19 protein-coding genes and 1 tRNA gene are annotated in these 20,203 nt (G+C 72.4%); 8 read left to right on the top strand and 12 right to left on the bottom strand.

Annotated elements, in window-relative coordinates; translation table 11 throughout:
• Positions 1–366 precede the first annotated feature (366 nt).
• From AB0M92_RS31830 to AB0M92_RS31845, 4 genes are all read left to right on the top strand, one after another.
• The gene (locus AB0M92_RS31830; protein WP_366105794.1) at positions 367–1,860 is read left to right on the top strand and encodes an FAD binding domain-containing protein; all 1,494 of its coding nucleotides are present in this window, start codon (positions 367–369) and stop codon (positions 1,858–1,860) included.
• Positions 1,857–4,256 carry a xanthine dehydrogenase molybdopterin binding subunit gene (gene xdhB, locus AB0M92_RS31835; RefSeq protein WP_366105795.1) on the top strand — a complete coding sequence of 800 codons (2,400 nt, stop codon included), beginning with the start codon at positions 1,857–1,859 and terminating at the stop codon, positions 4,254–4,256. Before AB0M92_RS31830 ends, xdhB begins: the two co-directional genes overlap by 4 nt.
• Position 4,257: 1 nt before the next feature.
• Positions 4,258–5,067 carry a xanthine dehydrogenase accessory protein XdhC gene (gene xdhC, locus AB0M92_RS31840; protein WP_366105846.1) on the top strand — a complete coding sequence of 270 codons (810 nt, stop codon included), beginning with the start codon at positions 4,258–4,260 and terminating at the stop codon, positions 5,065–5,067.
• A gap of 95 nt (positions 5,068–5,162) precedes the next feature.
• Positions 5,163–6,596, top strand: a complete 1,434-nt coding sequence (locus AB0M92_RS31845) for an amidase (protein ID WP_366105796.1) — start codon at positions 5,163–5,165, stop codon at positions 6,594–6,596.
• 399 nt (positions 6,597–6,995) lie between these two features.
• Here AB0M92_RS31845 and AB0M92_RS31850 read toward each other — a convergent pair whose 3' ends face one another.
• Genes AB0M92_RS31850 through AB0M92_RS31860 form a run of 3 tightly spaced genes read right to left on the bottom strand, consistent with a single transcriptional unit; the run spans position 6,996 to position 10,146 of the window.
• Complete coding sequence (locus AB0M92_RS31850) at positions 6,996–7,418, bottom strand: STAS domain-containing protein (protein ID WP_366105797.1); 423 nt, start codon at positions 7,416–7,418, stop codon at positions 6,996–6,998.
• Complete coding sequence (locus AB0M92_RS31855) at positions 7,415–8,503, bottom strand: cobalamin-dependent protein (RefSeq protein WP_366105798.1); 1,089 nt, start codon at positions 8,501–8,503, stop codon at positions 7,415–7,417. Before AB0M92_RS31855 ends, AB0M92_RS31850 begins: the two co-directional genes overlap by 4 nt.
• Entirely contained in the window at positions 8,500–10,146 is a 1,647-nt protein-coding gene (locus AB0M92_RS31860) for a PP2C family protein-serine/threonine phosphatase (protein ID WP_366105799.1), read from the bottom strand. Before AB0M92_RS31860 ends, AB0M92_RS31855 begins: the two co-directional genes overlap by 4 nt.
• Positions 10,147–10,428: 282 nt before the next feature.
• On the opposite strand from AB0M92_RS31860, the gene AB0M92_RS31865 reads away from it, so the two are divergent.
• Together AB0M92_RS31865 and AB0M92_RS31870 are read left to right on the top strand one after the other, a co-directional pair.
• Complete coding sequence (locus AB0M92_RS31865; RefSeq protein ID WP_366105800.1) at positions 10,429–10,776, top strand: STAS domain-containing protein; 348 nt, start codon at positions 10,429–10,431, stop codon at positions 10,774–10,776.
• Positions 10,773–11,198, top strand: a complete 426-nt coding sequence (locus AB0M92_RS31870; RefSeq protein ID WP_366105801.1) for an ATP-binding protein — start codon at positions 10,773–10,775, stop codon at positions 11,196–11,198. The genes AB0M92_RS31865 and AB0M92_RS31870 overlap by 4 nt, the downstream gene beginning before the upstream one ends.
• 59 nt (positions 11,199–11,257) lie before the next feature.
• Here AB0M92_RS31870 and AB0M92_RS31875 read toward each other — a convergent pair whose 3' ends face one another.
• The 7 genes from AB0M92_RS31875 to AB0M92_RS31905 form a co-directional block, all read right to left on the bottom strand.
• Positions 11,258–12,013 (bottom strand): restriction endonuclease, encoded by a 756-nt coding sequence (locus tag AB0M92_RS31875; RefSeq protein ID WP_366105802.1) that lies wholly within the window; start codon positions 12,011–12,013, stop codon positions 11,258–11,260.
• 104 nt (positions 12,014–12,117) lie between these two features.
• Positions 12,118–12,498 carry an STAS domain-containing protein gene (locus AB0M92_RS31880; RefSeq protein ID WP_366105803.1) on the bottom strand — a complete coding sequence of 127 codons (381 nt, stop codon included), beginning with the start codon at positions 12,496–12,498 and terminating at the stop codon, positions 12,118–12,120.
• A 58-nt stretch (positions 12,499–12,556) separates the two neighbouring features.
• Entirely contained in the window at positions 12,557–13,009 is a 453-nt protein-coding gene (locus AB0M92_RS31885) for a response regulator (RefSeq protein ID WP_366105847.1), read from the bottom strand.
• Positions 13,010–13,014: 5 nt separating this feature from the next.
• Entirely contained in the window at positions 13,015–14,709 is a 1,695-nt protein-coding gene (locus AB0M92_RS31890; RefSeq protein WP_366105804.1) for an ATP-binding protein, read from the bottom strand.
• Positions 14,706–16,001 carry a SpoIIE family protein phosphatase gene (locus AB0M92_RS31895; RefSeq protein ID WP_366105805.1) on the bottom strand — a complete coding sequence of 432 codons (1,296 nt, stop codon included), beginning with the start codon at positions 15,999–16,001 and terminating at the stop codon, positions 14,706–14,708. The genes AB0M92_RS31890 and AB0M92_RS31895 overlap by 4 nt, the downstream gene beginning before the upstream one ends.
• 186 nt (positions 16,002–16,187) lie before the next feature.
• Complete coding sequence (locus tag AB0M92_RS31900; protein ID WP_366105806.1) at positions 16,188–16,709, bottom strand: MarR family transcriptional regulator; 522 nt, start codon at positions 16,707–16,709, stop codon at positions 16,188–16,190.
• A gap of 35 nt (positions 16,710–16,744) precedes the next feature.
• A complete protein-coding gene (locus tag AB0M92_RS31905) occupies positions 16,745–17,926 on the bottom strand; it encodes a PP2C family protein-serine/threonine phosphatase (protein WP_366105807.1) in 1,182 nt (393 codons plus the stop codon).
• A 99-nt stretch (positions 17,927–18,025) separates the two neighbouring features.
• On the opposite strand from AB0M92_RS31905, the gene AB0M92_RS31910 reads away from it, so the two are divergent.
• Positions 18,026–18,520 (top strand): MarR family transcriptional regulator, encoded by a 495-nt coding sequence (locus AB0M92_RS31910; protein WP_366105808.1) that lies wholly within the window; start codon positions 18,026–18,028, stop codon positions 18,518–18,520.
• A 96-nt stretch (positions 18,521–18,616) separates the two neighbouring features.
• Here the strand turns inward: AB0M92_RS31910 and AB0M92_RS31915 are convergent, their stop codons facing one another.
• Positions 18,617–19,192, bottom strand: a complete 576-nt coding sequence (locus AB0M92_RS31915; RefSeq protein ID WP_366105809.1) for a DNA starvation/stationary phase protection protein — start codon at positions 19,190–19,192, stop codon at positions 18,617–18,619.
• A gap of 69 nt (positions 19,193–19,261) precedes the next feature.
• Positions 19,262–19,825, bottom strand: coding sequence for a DUF3291 domain-containing protein (locus AB0M92_RS31920; RefSeq protein ID WP_366105810.1), 564 nt, complete (start codon positions 19,823–19,825; stop codon positions 19,262–19,264).
• A gap of 285 nt (positions 19,826–20,110) precedes the next feature.
• On the opposite strand from AB0M92_RS31920, the gene AB0M92_RS31925 reads away from it, so the two are divergent.
• A tRNA-Trp gene (locus AB0M92_RS31925) sits at positions 20,111–20,185 on the top strand.
• Positions 20,186–20,203 lie beyond the last annotated feature (18 nt).

Raw genomic sequence — 20,203 nt, forward strand, 5'->3', positions numbered from 1 at the left:
ATGGCTCACGGGCTCCGCGCGGCGGCTTGACCGATGGACCTGCGGCGACGTAGCTTCGGGCGCACCGACTCGTGAGCTGATGGAAGGGGGCGAAATCGGATGTCGACCATCTCCGACCTGCTTCGCCCCGCCCACCAGGTCGCCTGGGCTCCGGGTCGTGTCGCACACGGCTGCTAGCAGCCCAGCCCCTCCCCCGGTGTGCCCGATCGCGGCCCCGGCACCTCGCAATTCCTGTCACCGCCTCGGCACCCGTCTGCGTGCCGACGCGCGCACTCCGGGTTCTGGAGCTGCGCCACCGAAACAGAAGGCTCCTGACATGGCGACTAGGACGACCAGTTCCACCGCGCACCGAAACGAGGACGTGCCATGGTAGCGGCGCGGATCACGGTCAACGGGAAAGAAGCACCGATCTCACCCGTGAAGCCCCACACCACGGTGCTGGACTTTCTGCGCGAGCGCGGCCTCACCGGCACCAAGGAAGGGTGCGCCGAAGGTGAATGCGGCGCCTGCTCGATCCTGGTGGCCCGTCCCGGGGTGGACAAGCCCACCGACTGGGTAGCGGTCAACGCGTGCCTGGTCCCGGTCGCGGCGCTCGACGGTCAGGAGGTCATCACCTCCGAGGGTCTCGCCACGGCCGGCGAGCCCGGAACGCCGTCGACACTGCACGCGGTGCAGGAGGAGATGGCAGTCCGCGGCGGATCCCAATGCGGTTACTGCACACCGGGATTCGTCTGCAGCATGGCCGCCGAGTACTACCGGCCCGACCGCTGCGCGAATTCGGACTCGGACTCGAAGTCGGAGTCGGAGTCGGACTCGGACGGTGGCAGTGACCCCGAGCACGGCCCGAACGGTTTCGACCTGCACGCGCTGAGCGGAAACCTGTGCCGCTGCACCGGCTACCGCCCGATCCGCGACGCCGCGTTCGCCGTCGGTTCGCCCACCGAGGACGATCCCCTGGCCCAGCGCCGTGAGCAACCCGCGCCCGAGCCGGTCGCCACCGAATACTCCCAGGACGGCGGCACGTTCCTGCGGCCGGGCTCCCTGGCCGATGCGCTGCTGCTCCTGCGCGAGCGGACCGACGCGGTGGTCGTCGCCGGAAGCACCGACTGGGGCGTGGAGGTGAACATCCGCTCCCGCCGGGCGAATTGCGTGGTCGCGATCGACCGTCTGCCCGAATTGCGGGAGCTGCACGTCGAATCCGACCACATCGATATCGGCGCGGCGCTGACCCTCACCGAGATCGAACGGCGCCTCGACGGCAGCGTCCCGCTGCTTGCCGGCCTGTTCCCGCAGTTCGCGTCGCGACTCATCCGCAACAGTGCCACCCTCGGCGGCAACCTCGGTACCGGCTCCCCCATCGGTGACAGCGCACCGGCACTGCTCGCGCTGGAGGCGTCAGTCGTACTCGCCGGCGCCGACGCCGAGCGTGAGGTCCCCCTCTGCGACTACTTCACCGGATACCGGCAGAGCGTACGCCGTCCCGGCGAGCTGATCCGCGCGGTGCGCATCCCACTGCCGCTGTCGCCGGTCGCGGCCTTTCACAAGATCGCCAAGCGGCGCTTCGACGACATCTCCAGCGTGGCCGTCGCGTTCGCGCTCGACATCGAGGACGGAACCGTCCGCAAGGCACGCATCGGCCTGGGCGGGGTATCCGCCACCCCGATCCGCGCCCTCGCCACCGAGAGGGCCCTGGAGGGCAAACCGTGGGCGGCGCGGACCGTCGAGGCCGCGGCCCGGATGCTGCGGGCCCAGGGCACTCCCATGGACGACCACCGCGCGAGCGCCGGATACCGCTCCGCGATGCTCGGCCAGAGCCTGCTGAAGCTGTACGCACAGACCACCGAGGCGGTGCCGTCATGAGCCACTTGTCCCAGCGTCCCGAAAAGCCCGTCGTCGGTGTTCCGATGCCGCACGAGAGCGCCGCCCAGCACGTCACCGGCACCGCGCTCTACACCGACGACCTGGTCCACCGCACCAAGGACGTGCTGCACGCGTACCCGGTCCAGGTCATGAAGGCCCACGGCAGGATCATCGCGCTGCGCACCGAGTCCGCCCTCGCCGTGCCCGGTGTGGTGCGCGTGCTCACCGGTGCCGACGTACCCGGTGTGAACGACGCCGGAATGAAGCACGACGAACCGCTCTTCCCCGACGAGGTCATGTTCCACGGCCACGCGGTCGCCTGGGTGCTCGGCGAGACGCTGGAGGCGGCCCGGCTCGGTGCGGCGGCCGTCGAGGTGGAACTCGACGAACGACCTTCCCTGATCACGCTGGAGGAGGCGATCGCGGCCGACAGTTTCCACGGCGCCCGGCCCGTGATGCTGGCCGGTGACGTCGACGCCGGGTTCGCCGACTCCGCGCACGTGTTCACCGGCGAGTTCCGGTTCTCCGATCAGGAGCACTTCTACCTCGAAACGCATGCGGCACTGGCCCTGGTCGACGAGGCGGAGCAGATCTTCGTCCAGAGCAGCACCCAGCATCCCTCGGAGACACAGGAAATCGTCGCGCACGTGCTCGGCCTGCACAGCCACGAAGTGACCGTCCAGTGCCTGCGGATGGGAGGCGGCTTCGGCGGCAAGGAGATGCAGCCGCACGGATTCGCGGCGGTCGCCGCGCTCGGCGCGAAGCTGACCGGCCGGCCGGTCCGGGTGCGGCTCAACCGGACCCAGGATCTGACCATGTCCGGCAAGCGGCACGGGTTCCACGCCACGTGGAAGATCGGCTTCGACTCCGAGGGCCGCATCCAGGCCCTGGACGCCACCTTGACCGCGGACGGCGGCTGGAGCCTGGACCTGTCCGAGCCGGTGGTCGCCCGCGCGCTGTGCCACATCGACAACACCTACTGGATTCCCCACGCGCGCGTCGCCGGCCGCATCGCCAAGACCAACAAGGTCTCCAACACCGCCTTCCGCGGGTTCGGCGGGCCGCAGGGCATGCTGGTGATCGAGGACATCATGGGCCGGTGCGCGCCACTGCTCGGCCTCGATCCGATGGAATTGCGGGAGCGCAACTTCTACCGGCCGGGCCAGTTCACACCTTACGGACAGCAGGTCGGCCAGCCCGAACGGATCTCCGCCGTCTGGCAGCAGGTCAAGGACGGCGCCCGTCTGGCCGATCGGGGGCGCGAGATCGAGGCCTTCAACGCCGCGCACCCGAATACCAAGCGGGGCCTCGCCATCACCGGCGTCAAGTTCGGCATCTCGTTCAATCTCACCGCCTTCAACCAGGGCGGCGCGCTGGTGCTGATCTACAAGGACGGCTCGGTCCTGATCAACCACGGCGGAACCGAGATGGGCCAGGGCCTGCACACCAAGATGCTGCAGGTGGCCGCGACCACGCTGGGCATCCCGCTGCACAAGGTGCGCCTGGCCCCGACGCGCACCGACAAGGTGCCCAACACCTCCGCCACCGCCGCCAGCGCCGGGGCGGACCTCAACGGTGCGGCGGTGAAGAACGCCTGCGAGCAGCTGCACGAGCGGCTGCTGCAGGTGGCCGGCACCCGACTGGGCGCGAACGCCTCGGACGTGCGCATCGTGGAGGGCGTCGCGCGCGTCCTCGGCAACGAGACGGAGCTGGCCTGGGACGATCTGGTGCGCACGGCGTACTTCCAGCGGGTTCAGCTGTCCGCGGCCGGTTTCTACCGGACCGAGGGCCTGCACTGGGACGCGAAGGCGTTCAGGGGCTCGCCGTTCAAATACTTCTCCCACGGCGCCGCCGCGACCGAGGTGGAGGTGGACGGCTTCACCGGCGCGTACCGCATCCGGCGGGTGGACGTCGTGCACGACGTCGGCGACAGCCTCTCCCCGATGATCGACATCGGTCAGGTCGAGGGCGGCTTCGTACAGGGCGCGGGCTGGCTCACGCTTGAGGACCTGCGCTGGGACAGCGGTGACGGGCCGGGCCGCGGCCGGCTGCTGACCCAGGCCGCGAGCACCTACAAGCTGCCGAGCTTCTCGGAGATGCCCGAGGAGTTCAACGTCACGCTGATGCAGAACGCCACCGAAGAGGGCGCCGTCTACGGGTCCAAGGCGGTGGGTGAGCCTCCGCTGATGCTGGCGTTCTCCGTGCGGGAAGCGTTGCGGCAGGCCGCCGCGGCCTTCGGACCGGCCGGAGTCAGTGTGGAACTCGCCTCGCCCGCCACGCCGGAGGCGGTGTACTGGGCGATCGAAGCGGCCCGCGGCGGCGACGTCCGACGCGGCGGCCACGCCCGCTACGGCCGCGAGGTTGCCATCGACACGAGCACTTCGATCCATGCCTGACATGAGCTGGGTGGCCGCGGTCGCGCGGTTGCGAGCCCGCCGGGAACCCGGCGCGCTCGTGACCGTCGCGACCGTGCGCGGCCACGCGCCCCGCAGGGCCGGTGCCAAACTCGTCGTGGGACGGACCGCGACCTGGGGTTCGATCGGCGGCGGGAACATCGAGGCCGTCGCCATCGACCGTGCCCGCGAGGTGATCGCAGTGCCCGATCCGCAACCGGAGCTGATGGAGTTCGCCCTCAACGACAAGGTCACCGGCCCACACGGCGTGCAGTGCTGCGGCGGAACCGTCAGCGTACTGCTCGAACCGCTCCCGGTGGTCCCGGCGGTGGCGATCTTCGGCGTCGGGCACGTCGGCTGGGAGCTCGCACGCATCCTGGCCCGCCACGACCTCGATCTGCACCTGATCGACACCCGCCCCGAGCAGCTCGCGGACGAGCGGCTCGGCGTGCTCGCCGATGCGGTGGCCCAGATCCACGTACACCACACACCGCTGCTTCCGGAGGACGTGCTCGGCAAGCTGGCACCCGGGACGCACGTCCTGATCATGACCCACGACCACGCCGAGGACGCCGCACTGTGCGACGCCGCCCTGCGCACCGCCGAACTCGGCTCGATCGGATTGATCGGCTCGGCCGCCAAGGCGGCGCGGTTCCGGCACCGCCTGACCACCGAGGGCGGCCACGAGGCCGCCGCCATCGACCGGATCAAGACCCCGATCGGGATGACCGAGATCACCGGCAAGGAACCCGCCGCCATCGCCGTGAGCGTCGCGGCAGACCTGCTCCTGACCTTCGAACGCGACAAGCGGTGAGCGGTGAGCGGTGCCGGCTGCCAAACCCTCGCTTGTTACCCGACGGTAAGGAATGATGGCGGCGACCATCCACGAAACCGGGGGCGGAGACAGCGGTGACGAGTTTCGACGAGCAGGCCACTTTCGGGGAACGGGCCGTCGTGCACGCCTTCACGGACGACGCCCTGGGGGAGCACGACGCCGTCGGTCTCGCCGCGGCGATCCGGCGGGGCGAGGTGTCCGCCGCCGAAGCCGCCCGGGCCGCCCTGGAGCGGGTACGGGCGGTCGAGGGGCGGCTGGGCGCGGTCCAAGCACACGTCGACAGCCCGGCGCCCGCTGCCGCAACGGACGGCGCCTTCGCCGGGGTGCCGACCTTCGTGAAGGACAACACCGACTACCTCGGCCTGCCCACCGGGCACGGCAGCGCGGCCTTCCGTCCGAGCGCGGCACGGCGGCATGCGCCGTTCACCCGACAGTTCCTGAGCAGCGGCGTCACGGTCCTCGGCAAGACCCGGCTGCCCGAGTTCGGATTCAGTCCGACCACCGAGTTCGAGGGCGCCGAACCGGTGCGCAACCCGTGGCACACCGGGTACTCGGCGGGCGGTTCGTCGGGCGGCAGCGCGGCCCTCGTGGCGGCCGGAGCGGTGCCGATCGCACACGCCAACGACGGCGGCGGCTCGATCCGGATACCGGCCGCCTGCTGCGGACTGGTCGGCCTCAAACCGAGCCGGGGCCGGGTCGTCGCGAACGCCCAGAGCCGTCAACTGCCCCTCGACCTGGTCTGCGACGGAATCGTGAGCCGCTCCGTGCGGGACGCCGCCGCGTTCCTCGCCGCCGCCGAGAGGTACCGGCGCAGCCCCGCTCTGCCGCCCCTGGGCCTGGTCGAAGGACCTTCGGGACAACGGTTGCGCATCGGGTTCCTGCCGGACTCCCCGAACGGAGTCCGCTCTGACCCCGCGACGCGCGCGGCCGTCACCCAGACCGTGACCGCCCTTGAGCGGCTCGGCCACAGCGTGGAGCCCGTGGAGCCGGCCATCGATCCGAGTTTCACCGACGACTTCCTCGCGTACTGGGGGATGCTGTCCTTCCTCATCGGCGTCACGGGCCGGACCCTCGGCGCGGACTTCGACCGGCGCCGCATGGACGGCCTCAGCCGGGGCCTGCGCGAGGAGTACCTGCGCAACTGGCGGCGCACCCCCGGAGTGCTGCGAAGGCTGAAGCGCACCAGGGAGGCGTACGCGGCCTCGTTCCGCGGGCTCGACCTCATGCTGTCGCCCGTACTGGCCCACACCACACCGCCGATCGGCCGGCTCAGCCCGGCCGTTCCCTACCCGACCCTGATCGAGCGGATCCTCGCGTACGTGGCGTTCACACCGGTCGACAACGTGGTCGGCACGCCCTCGATCTCGGTGCCGTCGGCGAGCGCGACGGAGGGCGGGCTGCCCATCGGCGTCATGTTCTCGGGCCGCCCCGGCGCTGAACGCAAACTTCTGGAGGTCGCGTTCCAGCTGGAGGCCGACCGCCCGTTCCGGCGTATCCAGGACCTCTGACACCGCCGCGGACCGCGGCGGCCCCGCACCACTGCCCCAGGGTCGGCGGAGCCCCGGAGCCGGGATCGTCCCCGGGCGCGGGGACGCACACGAAGGGGCCCCGACCAGCCGGGGGGGGAGGCTGGCCGGGGCCGGGCCCTGACCCAGCCGGGGGGGGTGGCTGGTCAGGGCGTACCGGAGGCGCGACGCGCCGGGCAACAGAGCTTCTCGGCCGGCAACGCGTCCGCCGACCCCTGTCACGGTACTCCTCGCAGGTGCGATTGCCGTGCCGCCGCACGCCCTGATGTGGACAAGACCGCAACCGGCCGGCACGACGGTGCTCCTGTACCGCCATTCGCGCACCGCGCAGACCGCGGACCGCAGACCGCTCAGTGGCCGACGGTGGCCCGTCCATCGGCGTCAGGCCGTGGGGTGCGGCGCGGTGGAGGAGGTGGGGGCGTGGGTGGGGGCGGGCTCCTGCGCGGGGCGGGTCCGGGGGGTGTGGGCGCCGGCGCCCGCCGTGAAGTGCGCGAGCGTGCCGGTCTGCTCCAGCAGCTCTTCCAGCTGCTGGGGCCGCCCGTCGAGGTGCAGTGCCGCGCCGGCCGCATCGGTGTCGCGACGCACCATCAGCAGGGCCGACAAGCCGCTCGGGTCGACGCGGGTCATGCCCGTACAGTCCAGCCGTACCTGGCAAGGCGCCCCGAGGTCCGCCAGTGCGCGGCGGACCTCCTGGACCAGGAGGTCCGCGTGCCGGTGGACGAGGTCGCCCCGCAGTTCGATGCGGAGGGCGTCCTCGGCGTGGCGGCACGACACGCGGAGCGGGGTGGAGGGCGAGCTGGTCATCGAGCGGTCCCGGCGGCGGTCGGAGGGGTGTGGGTGAGGCGGTCGGCGCCGGCGCGGAGCATGGCGACGGCCCGGGGGAAGTCCACGAGGCGGCGGCCCAGCAGCGTCAGGGCGGGCAGCAGGGAGGCGGAGGGGACTCCGCGGGCGTTCAGGACGCCGGCGGTCCAGAGCAGGAAGCCGCCGAACAGTTCCTCGTCGTCGGTGTAGAGGGCCGCGGTGAGGAACTCCACGATGTGGGAGAGGTCTTCGGCGGTGCGTTCGCGCTGCGCGTCGGTGTAGTCGCGGACGGCGGGGTAGGCCTCCTCCAGTTCGGCCAGGACCTCGCGGACGAGGCGGGGCCGGTTGCGGGCGACCAGCGTGTACTCCTGGTCCTTCAGGTGCGGGAGGTCGTCGATGGCCTGGTGGGCCGGTCTGGGCCGGGGCAGCGGTCCGCGGGCGAGATCGTCCGCGGCGGTGCGGGCGTCCGGGGCCCACGCGTCCGCGCCCAGCAGGCGGGCATGGCGGCCGTCGGATCCGAAGGCGGCTCCGCCGACCATCACCGGGGTGCCGACGGCCTGGCATGCGGTGATCGTGGTGTGGGCCACGGGGAGTCGGGTGGGGATGGAACTGGAGAGGGCCACCGCGTCGGGGCCGGTGCGGTGCAGGTGCGCGATGAGGTGCGGAGCGGGCACCTGGGCGCCGAGGTAGTCGACGTGCCAGCCGCGGATCCGCAGGACCTCGGCGAGCAGACGGGCGGGCAGGGCGTGCCATTCGCCGTCGACGCAGGCGACCGTGATCCGGCCGAGGCGGGGCCGCGTCCGCGCCGCGGGGTGCACTGCCAGCGCCGCCACGGCCCGGTCGTTGATGGCGGTCGCGGCGTGTTCCTGGGCGACGCTGATGCGGTTGGCGGCCCATTCCTCGCCCACCCGTCCCTGTACCGGGCCGATCACCTCCATCAGGACGGCCTCCGGGTCGAGGCCGTCGTCGAGTGCCCGCAGGACGGCCCGCACCGCGGCGGGTTCGTCGAGGGCCATGACTGCTTCCCACACGCGCTCGACCAGAGCGTCCGTGCGGGTGAGGGGGGTCACCCCGTGCTCAAGACTCATGCGGTGAACCTGCCCCGGGTGTGGCCGTCCACCGCACTGAGGTGGTTGGTGCGGGGTGCGGAGATCACCACGATGGCCATGTCGTCGTGCCGGCCGCGGCCCACCCACTGGGTGGTGAGCATCTGCACGTGGTCGACGACGGTCTGGGCGGGCATGGCCGCGCACTCGGACAGGGCCCGGCGCAAGCGCTCCTCGCCGAACATCGCCCCGCCCAACGGGCCGCCGCGGGCCTCGCTGATCCCGTCCGTGTACAGGACACAGGCATCGCCCGGCGCCAGCGTCACCGACGCCGTCTCGGCGGAGAAATCGGGGAGCGCTCCGACCAGGGTGCCGTGCGTGGCAGCCGCCTCGATCCGGCCGTCGGAGCGCAGGACCAGCGGAGCGGGGTGGCCGGCGCTGGTCAGCCGCATCCGTACGGAGTTTCCGTCACGTGCCGCGGAGGCCAGCACCATCGTCGCGAACCGGGTGCTCTCGGAGTTCAGCAGGGCGGAGTTGAGCAGGCTGAGCATCCGGTGGTGGTCGTCCGCCATGGGCAGCAGGGCATGCAGCGTGTTGCGGATCTTCCCGGTCATGACGGCGGCTTCCAGGCCCTTCCCGCATACGTCGCCGAGCACCACGAGCGAGGCGTCTTTCTCGTCGGTGGCGGGGTGGACGTCGTAGAAGTCACCGCCCACCCGTTCGTGCTCCTTCGAAGGGCGGTAGCCGCCCGCGTACTCCACTCCGGCCACCGGGTGCAGGGCGGGTGGCAACAGCTCGCGCATCAGGGTGTCGGTGATCGACGCCTGCTCCGCGTACAGGCGTGCGGCCGACATCGCCGCGCCTGCGCGGGCGGCGAACAGCCGCGCGAAGACCTCCTCGCCTTCGGTGAAGGCGGCGGCGCCGGTGGCGCGCAGGAGGACCAGGGCGCCGGCCGGCACACCGTGGCCCGGCAGTGGGGTCACGACGATGGAGCCCACGGTGTCCAGGCCCTCCGGGACCAGCCAGGCCGGAGCGCAGGCGGAATCGATCCAGCGGGAAGGCGCGGGCGGGAATCCCTGGAGCGCCTCCGCCAGGCCCGGCACCTCCTGGGGATCGACGGCCAGGAGCGACGCGGAGGGCGCACCGCCGCGGACACAGCTCACGACCGGCAGTTCCGAGCCGCGCGAGGGGGCGATCACCAGGGCCGCGTCCGCGAGGTGCTCCGCGGCCAGTTGCGCCGTGGTGTCCATGCAGCGGTCCAGGTTCAGGGAGGACAGCAGCAGGTTGGAGGAGCGGACCAGGAACGCCGTGCGCTCCTGTTCCGTCCGCAGGGCCTCCCGGGCCAGCCGGTGGTCGGTGTCGTCCACCAGCCACCACACCACGGTGCCGTCGTCGCGGACGGTCGGGTGGGCCTCGAACGACCCCGCGCCCACCGGACCCTGCGCGGGCCGGTCCGCCCCGGTCGCCGGCCGTCCCGCGGGGACGGCGTCGGCCACGTGTCGCGCGTGCGCCGTCGCCAACCAGGCGGGCACCACGTCGGCCAGGGCCGCACCCGGGCGGGCTTGCGGGAACACCCGTCGGGCCGCGTCGTTGGCGAACACCACGTGGGCACGGGGATCGGCCGCGAGCACGGGGTGCGGGGCCTCATTCCACGGGAGGCCCGTTGCCGGCGAACCGGATGTCATCTGCGGGGAAGGAACCAAACATCGAAGGCCCGCTGCGCGAACCCCTCACCTCATCGTCAAGACGGAAACATCGTTGCCTTACGGCAACCATCCTCCATGGACCGCATCGGCCGCAACCGGGCCTCCGTCCGCAGCGGGGCCTCCGCCCCCTCCCGGGCCCCTGTCCGACGTCGCGACGAGCCGTTGCCCGGGAGGTCGCGCCGTCCCGCTCGGGGCGGCCCTCCACCCCCCTACCCCCTACCCCCCTGCCCCCTTCGGTCCCGCCTGTAGGAGGATGTCCGGGTGACCGGAGACGAAGCGGTCGTCACGACGACCACCGACCGAGGCGTGGCAGTCGTCAGCCTGCGCGGCGACATCGACGAGGAACACGCACCCGCGCTGGCCCGCGCCTTCGCCACCGCGGCGGCGACCGGCCGCGCTCGTACGGTGGTCGACCTGTCGTGCACGCGCTTCGCGGACTCCTCGGTCCTGCACGCCCTGTTCGACGCCCAACGGGCCCACCGGGCCGCGGGAGCGGTCCTCGTCCTCGCCGGCCCGCTGCACTCGGCGGTGCGGCGGCTGTTCGAAGTCACCGGAGCCGCTTCCGCCTTCAGGATGGCGGACAGCCTGGAGGCGGCGCTGACGTCATGAACACCTCACGCGATTCCGACGACGCCACGATCCCCGGGCAGCGGCAGGACGCCACGCCGCGGCCCGCCCGCCCGCCCGGCTCCGCGGCCGATGCCCGCGCCCGGGTCTGCGAGGTGCTGCTGCTGGCCGGGGTCAGCCTCGACAGCGTCACCGCGGCGGACGCCCTTTTGATCACCTCGGAACTCGTCAGCAACGCGATCCGTCACGGCGGCGGCGTCACCGCCTTCCGGGCCGACATCGCGGACGGCCTGCTGTCCCTGTCCATCGGCGACGCCAGCCCGCTCCTCCCCGCCCCGCGAACGGGTACCGTCGAGCGCCCGGGCGGCTACGGGTGGCCGCTCGTCCAGCGCCTCGCGGAGCGGGTGGACTGCCGTACGCACCCCGAGGGCAAGACGATCAGTACCGTGCTGCGCCTGCTCTGACTCCCCGGACGGCCCCCGGCCCCGCCGGGGGGGGGTGGCGGCGTCGGCGGCGGTGCCGGTCACGGCGACGCCGCCGGGTCCGGGTCACAGGGGTCCGCAACGGGTCCCGGCCGCCCGCTTTCCCACGGAGGGGGCGCCTCCTGTTCCGTCCACGCGGCCAGGGCATCGCCGTCGACGCAGACGATCCCGCAGGTCTCGGCGTATTCGGCCGCGGGCGCCGTGAACGTACTGGTCGTGACGAGGACCGCGATGTCGGCCTCGTGGACCGCGAAGCAGGTGCCGCCGAAGCGCTGGAGGTCCTGCGATCCGACCCGGTTGTCCGCCGCGTAGTGCTTGCACTGGAGCACCACCCGCAGCCCCGCCGCCGTCGTCGCGAGGACATCGGCCCCCAGGTCGCCCGCCCCGCCGACCACTTCCACCGAGGTGCACCCGTCACGGGCGCACAGGGCGGCCACCGTGTGCTCGAAGCCGTCCGCGTCGGCCGCGGCATGGTCCAGGGCTCCGCCCGCGACTTCGGGGAGATCTGCCGGCGGCGCCTGGTACTCGGCGGTCGGCGCCGCTCCGGGACGGGGGGCGCGGACCCGGCGCCGGTGGGGTGCGATGCCCCGCTTGGCCAGGGCGACGCCGAGCAGCGATACGCCGAGCGCGGCGATCGGAGCCATCGGCAGCCCGGTTTCCGCCGAATCCACGGCCTTCACGAACGCCGCCAGGCCGCCGATACCGATGGCGAGCAGCCCGATCGCGAGCACCGCGTCGCGCCCCGCGGACCTCATTCCCCGTACGGAGCCGGGCAGTTCCTCTTCCGGTGTGGCCATGCGGCGTCCCCTCCCTGCGCGCGCCGGGTCCCCGGACCTGGTCGGACCGGGGACCCGGCGGATGCCGAACGTTGTTCGACCTCGTATCGCCGGGATCAGGAAGATCAAACCGAAGGGCCCGGCCCCCGTGGCGGCACGGCCATGGTCGTCGCCCGGGCCACGTCGGGCGCGGTGGCGAACGCGATGTCGGCGCCCGTGATCTCCAGGAGCCGGGCCAGGCGGCCCGGTACGGGCCCGGCCAGGACCACCGGCCGTTCCAGAGCGGGTTGGAGCATGACGCTGAGCGCGGTCGAGTCGACGAACGTCACTGCGGCCACGTCCAGGACGAACCGGGCGACGCCGGGTGCCAGCGGGTCCATCGCGACCCTCAGCGCGGCCACGTTGTCCATGTCGAACTCGCCCGCCATCACCACGATGCGCACGTCCCCCTCGGAACGCGTTTCGACGTGGCTGCGCGCTTCGGCGTCGTACGTATCCCTGTTCATGGCCGCCTTCTCCGCCTCTCTCGCCCGGTTTCGATGGTGCTCCGCCCGCGTCCGGCCCTCACCGTGTGCGGGGCAGTTTGACGACGGTGATGAAGAAGTCGTCGATCTGCTGGATCGCCCGCATGAACTGGTCGAGGTCGACCGGCTTCGTCACGTAGGCGTTCGCGTGGAGCTTGTAGCTGCGCAGGATGTCCTCCTCGGCGGCGGAGGTGGTGAGCACGACCACGGGAATGTGGCTCAGCTCCGGGTCCGACTTGATCTGTTCGAGGACCTGACGGCCGTCGTACTTGGGGAGGTTGAGGTCGAGCAGGATCAGATCGGGGCGGGGCGCGTCCTTGTACTCACCGCGGCGGTAGAGGAAATCCAGGGCCTCCAGGCCGTCGCGGACCACGTGCAGCACGTTTCCGATCTTGTTGTCCTCGAAGGCCTCACGGGTCATCAGCTCGTCGCCCTCGTCGTCCTCGACCAGCAGGACTTCGGCGGGGGCGGCCGGGGGCCGGTGGGCGGGGATGCTCGTCAAAGGGTTCCTTCGGTAGGTACGTCGATGGGTACTTCGGTAGGCACGTCGATGGGTACTTCGGTGGGTACTTCGGTGGGTACTTCGGCAGGTACGGGGGCCGGCGCGACTGCGGCGACGGGGAGGGTGAAGACGATCCGGGTGCCCGGCTCGTGGGCGGTGTCGATCCCGATGCGGCCGCCGGCGTGCTCGACGATCTTCTTGCAGAGCGCGAGACCGATGCCGGTTCCGCCGTAGGTCTCCCGGGCGTGCAGCCGCTGGAAGATGACGAACACCTTCTCGGCGAACTCCGCCGGCACGCCGATGCCGTTGTCCGTGACGGCGAAGGCGGCGAAACCCGGTTCGGTACCGGGGTCCTCCACCAACTCGACCTCCACCCGCGCAGGACGGTCGGGCGAGCGGAACTTGACCGCGTTGCCCACCAGGTTCTGGAAGAGCATGGTCAGGAGCGTGGGATCGCCCACCACGTCCGGGAGCCGCTCGGGCCGGGTGATCTCGGCGCCGCTCTCCTCGACGGCGGTGGCCAGGTTGCGCAGCGCCCGGTCCAGCGGGCCGTTCAGCGGGACCGTTTCGCGCGCGTCCTGGACGCGGCCCACGCGGGAGAAGTCCAGCAGGTCGTTGATCAGGACCTGCATCCGCTTGGCGCCGTCCACGGCGAAGGCGATGTACTGGGTGCCGCGGGCGTCGAGCTGGTCCCCGTAGCGCTTCTCCAGCAGCTGGCAGAAGGAGGCCACCTTGCGCAGCGGTTCCTGGAGGTCGTGGGAGGCCACGTACGCGAACTGCTCCAGCTCGGCGTTGGAGCGGCGCAGCTCCACCGCCTGCGCGTCGAGTTCGGCGGCCGTCCGGTCGAGCCGCTCGGCGTTGCGCCGCGACACGGTCAGCTCCGCGACCGTCCGGCGCCGCATGGCCTCCACCGCGTGGGCCAGGTCCCTCAGGTCGGAGGGACCACACAGCGGGATCTCCTCGTCGAATGCCCCGTCCGCGACGCGCCGCGAGGCCGTCCGCACCAGGGCGAGCGGCCGCAGTACGCCCACGTGGAGGAGGACCGCGAGAGCGGCGCCGGCCAGCAGGAAGACCGCGACGATCGCGAGGAGGATGTGGTCACGCTGCTTTCGCGCGTCACCGAACGTGGTGCGGGCGTCGGCCTGGATGCGGTCCAGCCGTGCCTGCTGGGCCGTGATCCGCCGACGGACCTCGTCGAAGCGGTCCTTGCCGACTTGGAGCGAGGGCGGGGCGCCTGCGCCGTCCACGGAGGCGACGGCGGGGGTCGCGAACTCCTCGCGCCAGACGCGGGCCGCTTCCTCCACGGCCGCGAGGTCGTCGCGTACGCCGGTGTCGTCGTCGAGGAGCGTCGACAGGTGCCCGGCGGCCGCGCGCTCGTTCACCAGGCCCCGTTCGTACGGTTCCAGGAGCGCGGGCTCGTCGGCCAGCAGGTAGCCGCGGATCCCGGTCTCCTGGTCGAGCAGGGAGCTCTCCAGCCGCAGCGCGTCCCGCTGGGCGGGCAGGATGCCGTCGACGAGCCGGTCTCCGGCCGTGGTGGTGTGCGAGAGGAGGGCCGCTCCGAGGGCGCCCGTGCCGACGATCATGAGGGCCAGCACGACCAGCACCGTGGTCAGCCAGGTCTGCAGGCTCGGGCCGCGGCGGTCCGGGGCCCGTCGCTCGGGCCCTGCGGTCGGCTGTGCGGGAGAGGTCACGTGGATGAGTTCCATTCGAGGTGCAGTACGGCGACGTCGTCGGCCAGGCCGCCCCAGTCCGCGGCGAGGCCCTGCGCGGCCTGGATGAGGGTGTCGACGAACGGTTCGGCGGGCAGGTCGGTGTGGCGCCGCGCGATCTCCAGGAGACCGGACTCGTCGAGGCGGTCGGATCCGGGCCCGATGCGCCCTTCGATCAGGCCGTCGGTGAAGAGCATCACGGCGCCGCCCGCCTCCACCGGGACGTCGGTGACGGGCCAGCCGGCGCCCCAGCCGGGCATGATCCCCAGCGCCGGCCCGCCGGGGACGGTCCGCAGTTCCACGCCGCCCGGGGAGCGGACCAGGAAGCCGGGGTGGCCGGCGCGCTGCACGGAGACGGCCGCGGCGCCGGGCCGGCGGGTGAGGGAGACCAGGGTGGCGAAGATCTCCGGGCCGGAGCGCTCCGCCAGCAGGATCCGCTCCAGCAGACCGAGCAGTTCGGCGTCGCGGGCGCCGGCCATGACGAAGGACCGCCAGGCCACGCGCAGGCACACACCGAGCGCCGCCTCGCTCGGGCCGTGGCCCGAGACGTCGCCGACGACGGCGTGCGTCGCTCCGTCGGGGGTCTGCACGACATCGTAGAAATCCCCGCCGAGCAGCGTCTGGGCGCGCCCGGGGTGGTAGCGGGCACAGACGGTGACGGCGTCGACGGGAGCGTCGAGCAGCAGGGGGGTGGGCAGCAGGCCCCGTTCGAGACGCGCGTTCTCCTCGGCGCGGAGTCTGCCCGCTTCCAGGGCGACGGCCGCCAGCTCGGTCCGCTTGCGCTGGATCGCGTACCGGATGGCCCGCATGAAGACGTCGGGCTCCAGGCGGCCTTTGATCAGGTAGTCCTGGGCCCCCGCCGCGACGGCGGTGAGCCCCGCCCGTTCCTCCGACAGTCCGGTCAGGACGACCACGGCGACCTCGGCCGACACCGCGAGGACCTTCGTCAGGCCTTCCAGGCCCTGGGCGTCGGGCAGGTGCAGGTCGAGCAGGACGCACTCGGGCGCCTCGGCCCCCATCAGGCGCAGGGCTTCGGCGAGGGACGAGGCGCGGCCGAGGCGGACGTCGATCCCGCTGTCCTCGACGAGTTCCTCGACGAGGAGGGCGTCGCCCTCGTCGTCCTCGATGAGCAGTACGTACGGCGGTACGCCGTCCCACAGCGCCAGGGAGTCGTCCGCTTCCACGGAGGAGGCCTGCCGGGGCGGTTTCACCGCCCGCTGCGGTGGCGTGCCGGCGGCGGGGTGCGGTGGCCCCAGCCCAAGAGTGCTCGCCATGGCGTCGCGTCTGTCCCTTCTCACCGCAGGCAGCGGACGTCACCCCTGGAAGCGGACGCCCGACGGACGCCCGGTAGCGCCGAACAACCGTAGATTGATCATTGCCGCGAGGCAATGTTTTACGAACTCAATGATTATGCCCTCCCTGACAAGAGCGCCGGGACCCGCCCCGGGGACCGCTCGCCGTCAGGCGCTGTCCTCGGTCCGCGCGGACCCCTGGGCACGGTCGGGCAGCGCGTCCGAGGGCCGGCCCGCCGGGAACAGTGCGGCGGCCGCCTCCCGGAAGGCCGCCACCCCCGTCACCAGGGCGTCCACCGCCTCCGGCGTCATCCGGGCGAGCACCGCCGACAGCGCGCGCGCACGGATGTCCCGCTGCTCGTCCACCACGGCCCGGCCCCGGGGCGTCAGGCGCAGCTCCACCTCGCGCCGGCTGCTCGGGTGCGGCGCGCGGGTCAGCAAGCCCATGGCCTCCAGCCGGTCGCAGAGCCTGGTGACCGACGGCGGGCGGGAGCCGAGCACCGCGCCCAAGGCGCGCAGGTTGATGCCCTCGGCGCCCCCGACTGCGTTCAGCGCCCGCATCTGGGACGGGGAGACGGCCGCCGAGGCGCCGTCCTGGCCGCGGGCTTGCAGGAGCGCGAGGAGCTCCGCCGCGGCGCCGAGGGCCGCGGCCGGGTCCTCGGGCGCACTGGCCTGGCCGGGTCGGGGCATGCCACCACTGTGCCACCGTCCCGGCCGGGCCGCTCCTACGCCTCGCCCGGCTCCGTACCGGCCCGGCCGTGCCAGTCGAGGCAGACGACCATGGCGTCGTCGCCCGCCTCGACACCGCCGCGGTGCCCGGCGAGCCGCTCCAGGAGCCCCCGGGGCACCTGTGAGGGCGGCAGCAGCCGGGTGTTCATGACGGCCCGGCTCAGAGCGTGCCGGCTGTAGGGCTCCCCGGCCGGGGACATGACGTCGTAGACACCGTCGCTGAGGAAGAACAGCCGGTCTCCCGGCAGCACCCGGAAGCGCTGGCAGGTGTAGACGGTGTCCTCGAACATGCCGAGCGGCAGCTGCGCTTCGAGCGCGACCTGCTCCACCGCTCCCCCGCGCAGGCGCCACAGGCGCGGCGATCCGGCGTCGATGACCTCGACCTCGCCCGTGTCCAAGGCGAAGCGGAGCAGCAGCATCGGCAGGTGCAGCCGTCCCTGGTGCTGGCCGTACAGGGCCTGGTCGGCCAGGGCCGCCTGGTCTTCGAGGCCGAGTCCGGCCCGCCGGGCGTTGCGCAGGGCGCTGACGGCGAGGCTGGTGAGCAGGGCCGCGTCGATGCCCTCGCCCATGCCGTTGTTGACGGTCAGGGTCAGGTGGTCCGCGGAAGCCGACCAGTCGAAGCAGTCGCCGTAGATGGCGTAGGCGGGTTCCAACTGGGCGCCGAGGTCGTATTCGGGCCGGGAGCAGGAGCGTCCCGGCAGCAGCTGCCACTGCATCTCAGCGGCCAGGGTGAGCCGTTTGGCCCGTCTGGCCTGCAGGAAGACGTCGGTGTCGCGGTCGGCGACGAGGATCTCGTGGGCCAGCGCGGCCGCCACGTCCCGCAGCGGGCCGAGGAGTGCGGGGTCGTACGCGCCCGCCGCGTATCCGACGCTCAGGATGCCCAGCCGGTCGCCGCGCACGCTCACCGGCAGGTGAACGGTGGCCCCTGCGCCCAGGTCGACGACGTACGGCTCCTGCGCACCGAAGGCCCGCCCCTCGGGACTGTCGAGCGCCGAAACGGCCTCGGCGGTGAACGGCTGCGCCGCGACGGGCCGGAGCCATGCCGAGGCGTAGTCCGCCATCAGCAGTTCGGCGCTCCGTGCCCCGTGATCGCGGGTCAGGACGTCACGTACCTTTTCGAACAGCTCGTGCGGGGCCGCATCCCGCAGCTCGCGCTCCACTCCGTCGCCTCCGGCCACCGGATCGGTACCTGCCTCTCTCCAGCTGTCAAGATGGGGGACCACGAAGCCACCGGTTCGGTGGGGAAGCCGGCTCGTACGCCCGGTAGGGAGTGTCACATGAGTCAGCGGCCGATCGGCTCTCCCAAGCCCGTCATGCCGGCGGTGGCGGAAATGAGCGAGCTGATCGAGCTGCTGGAGGTGGTCTGGGAGCGGGGCCGCGACACGGTCAGCGCCCCTCCCGTCTCATCCGCCCAGGCCAGGGTGCTGTTCCTGGTCGACGGCAACGGTGAGATGAACCTGAGCGAGCTGGGCAGGCTGCTGGAGGCGGCCGCGCCGTCCGTCACCCGCTTGTGCGACCGCCTCCAGGCCGTCGGATTCCTCGAACGCCACCCCGGGTCCGACGACCGGCGCGAGGTGCTGCTGGGGCTGACGCCCGCCGGACGGGCGTACCTCGACCGGTTGCGCGCGAGCCGGCAGGAGGCCCTGGCGAAGGCGATGGCCGCGATGTCGCCGGCCTCCCGCACCGCTCTGGCAGCGGGCCTGGCCGGCTTCTGCTCGGCGGTCACGACCCCTCTCAGACTGCCGGCCCGGCAACCTCCCCGGACGGCCTGACGCGACCCGGCGGGCGGCTCCGCCGGCTGCGGGCGCGGGCTTGCTCCGGTGCCCGGCCGTGAGTGCCGGCGCAGGCCCGCGCCGGTGCCCGGCCGGTCAGGCGGTGTCCGGCTCCCGCGATGCCCGGCCGGCCGCCTCTTGCAGGGTGTGGGCTCCCGCCGTGCTCAGACGGCCGCCGCCGGACTCCAGATGGGCCCGCACGAACCACTGGAACTGCTCCAGGCGCGCCAGTTGGCCGATGAGCATGTCCTGAGTGACCGGGTCCAGATCGCCGGTGGCCTTCATCGCCCCCCGGTGGTCCTCGATCAGCCCCGTGTAGACCAGGTCGAGAGCGCCCAGGTGGGCCACGGCGTCCGCGCGCCCCACGTCGTAGTCGTCCCAGGTCCGCTCGGCGACGATGGCACCCGGTGTACCGACCGGCACCCCGCCGAGCGCCGCGATGCGCTCGGCGGTGGTGTCGGCCATCTCCCGGACCGCCTCCACTTGCGGATCGAGCATCTCGTGGACGGCGATGAAGTGAGGACCGACGACGTTCCAGTGCACGTGCTTGAGTGTCAGGTGCAGATCGTTCAGCGCGTGCAGCCGCGCCCGGAGGAGGTCCACGACCTTCCACGCCTCCCCCGGGTCCATACCGGGCACGGTGTACGGGGCGGCCTGCCGCTTTGCGTTCATGGTTCATCTCCTCATCGCGAGTGGATCTTGTATTGCCTCCTCGCATGCCCCGCCGGCGGGGGGTCATGCCTACGGCTCTGTCGACGACCGGGAGATCAGGCGCGGAGCGAGGTCCGTGGCCGGAACCCCCTCCGGGGTGAACGGGTGGTGGAAGGTGAAGGCGTGCGGCGCGGAGCCGCGGTCGTGGAGGTGCTCCAGCCTGGAAACCCCGTCCTGCCAGGTGGGTATCGCGCCGTCCGGGACCCACCAGAACACGTGGCTCGGGTGTTCCGTCCTCTCGAACCAGGCGTAACGCCTGTTCAGCGCCTCACGGTGCAGACCGGTGTAGACGGCGTCGAAGGCGGGGCGCAGGTCGGTCCAGAGGGAGAGGGTCGTGGCCAGGGCGGTGGTTTCCACCGTGCGGCCCTTGCCGTACCAGGCCGGTACGGCGAACCCTCCCCATGCACCCCAGTCCGCCTCGAAGAGCATGCCCCGGTCGTCGCCCGCCGGTTCGGCGCGAGCGAGGTAGCCGGGGTGCTGACTGATCTTCCGGTAGACGGCCTCACCCCTCTCGTAGAACTCGCGCGTGAGGGGGCCGGGATCGGCGAGAGGTGACTTCAGGACGCCGAACGTGTACAGCGCAAGATGCGGCATGCGTCTCTCCCTGGTTGGGGTGCCCGGTGCCTGGGGGGCGAGGAGTCGTGGGGCGTGACCTACTCGTCCCGTCGCGGGTGGCTCGGGCGGGATGAACTGCGGTGCGACCGTGGGCGATCGCCGAAGACCAGGTGAAGGTAGCCGTGTCCGCGAGCCGTGTCGAAGTTGCGTTTTCCCTGTCCAAGTGGCCTCTCTGACAGGTCGTTGCGCGGGCCGGGGCGGTGGTGGGCGCGTGCACGACCCCGAAGGACGTGCGGCGCCGACCGCTTAGGATGCAGGGCGGGCGGAGCCGTAGCGCAGAGGTCGACGCGCGCGGTCTCCAAAATCGCGAGGACACCGGTTCGAATCCGGTCGGCTCCGTCCGCCCGTCGCCCCCGG

Origin of the sequence: Streptomyces sp. NPDC051582, assembly GCF_040681715.1 — a bacterium.
Lineage (GTDB): Bacteria > Actinomycetota > Actinomycetes > Streptomycetales > Streptomycetaceae > Streptomyces.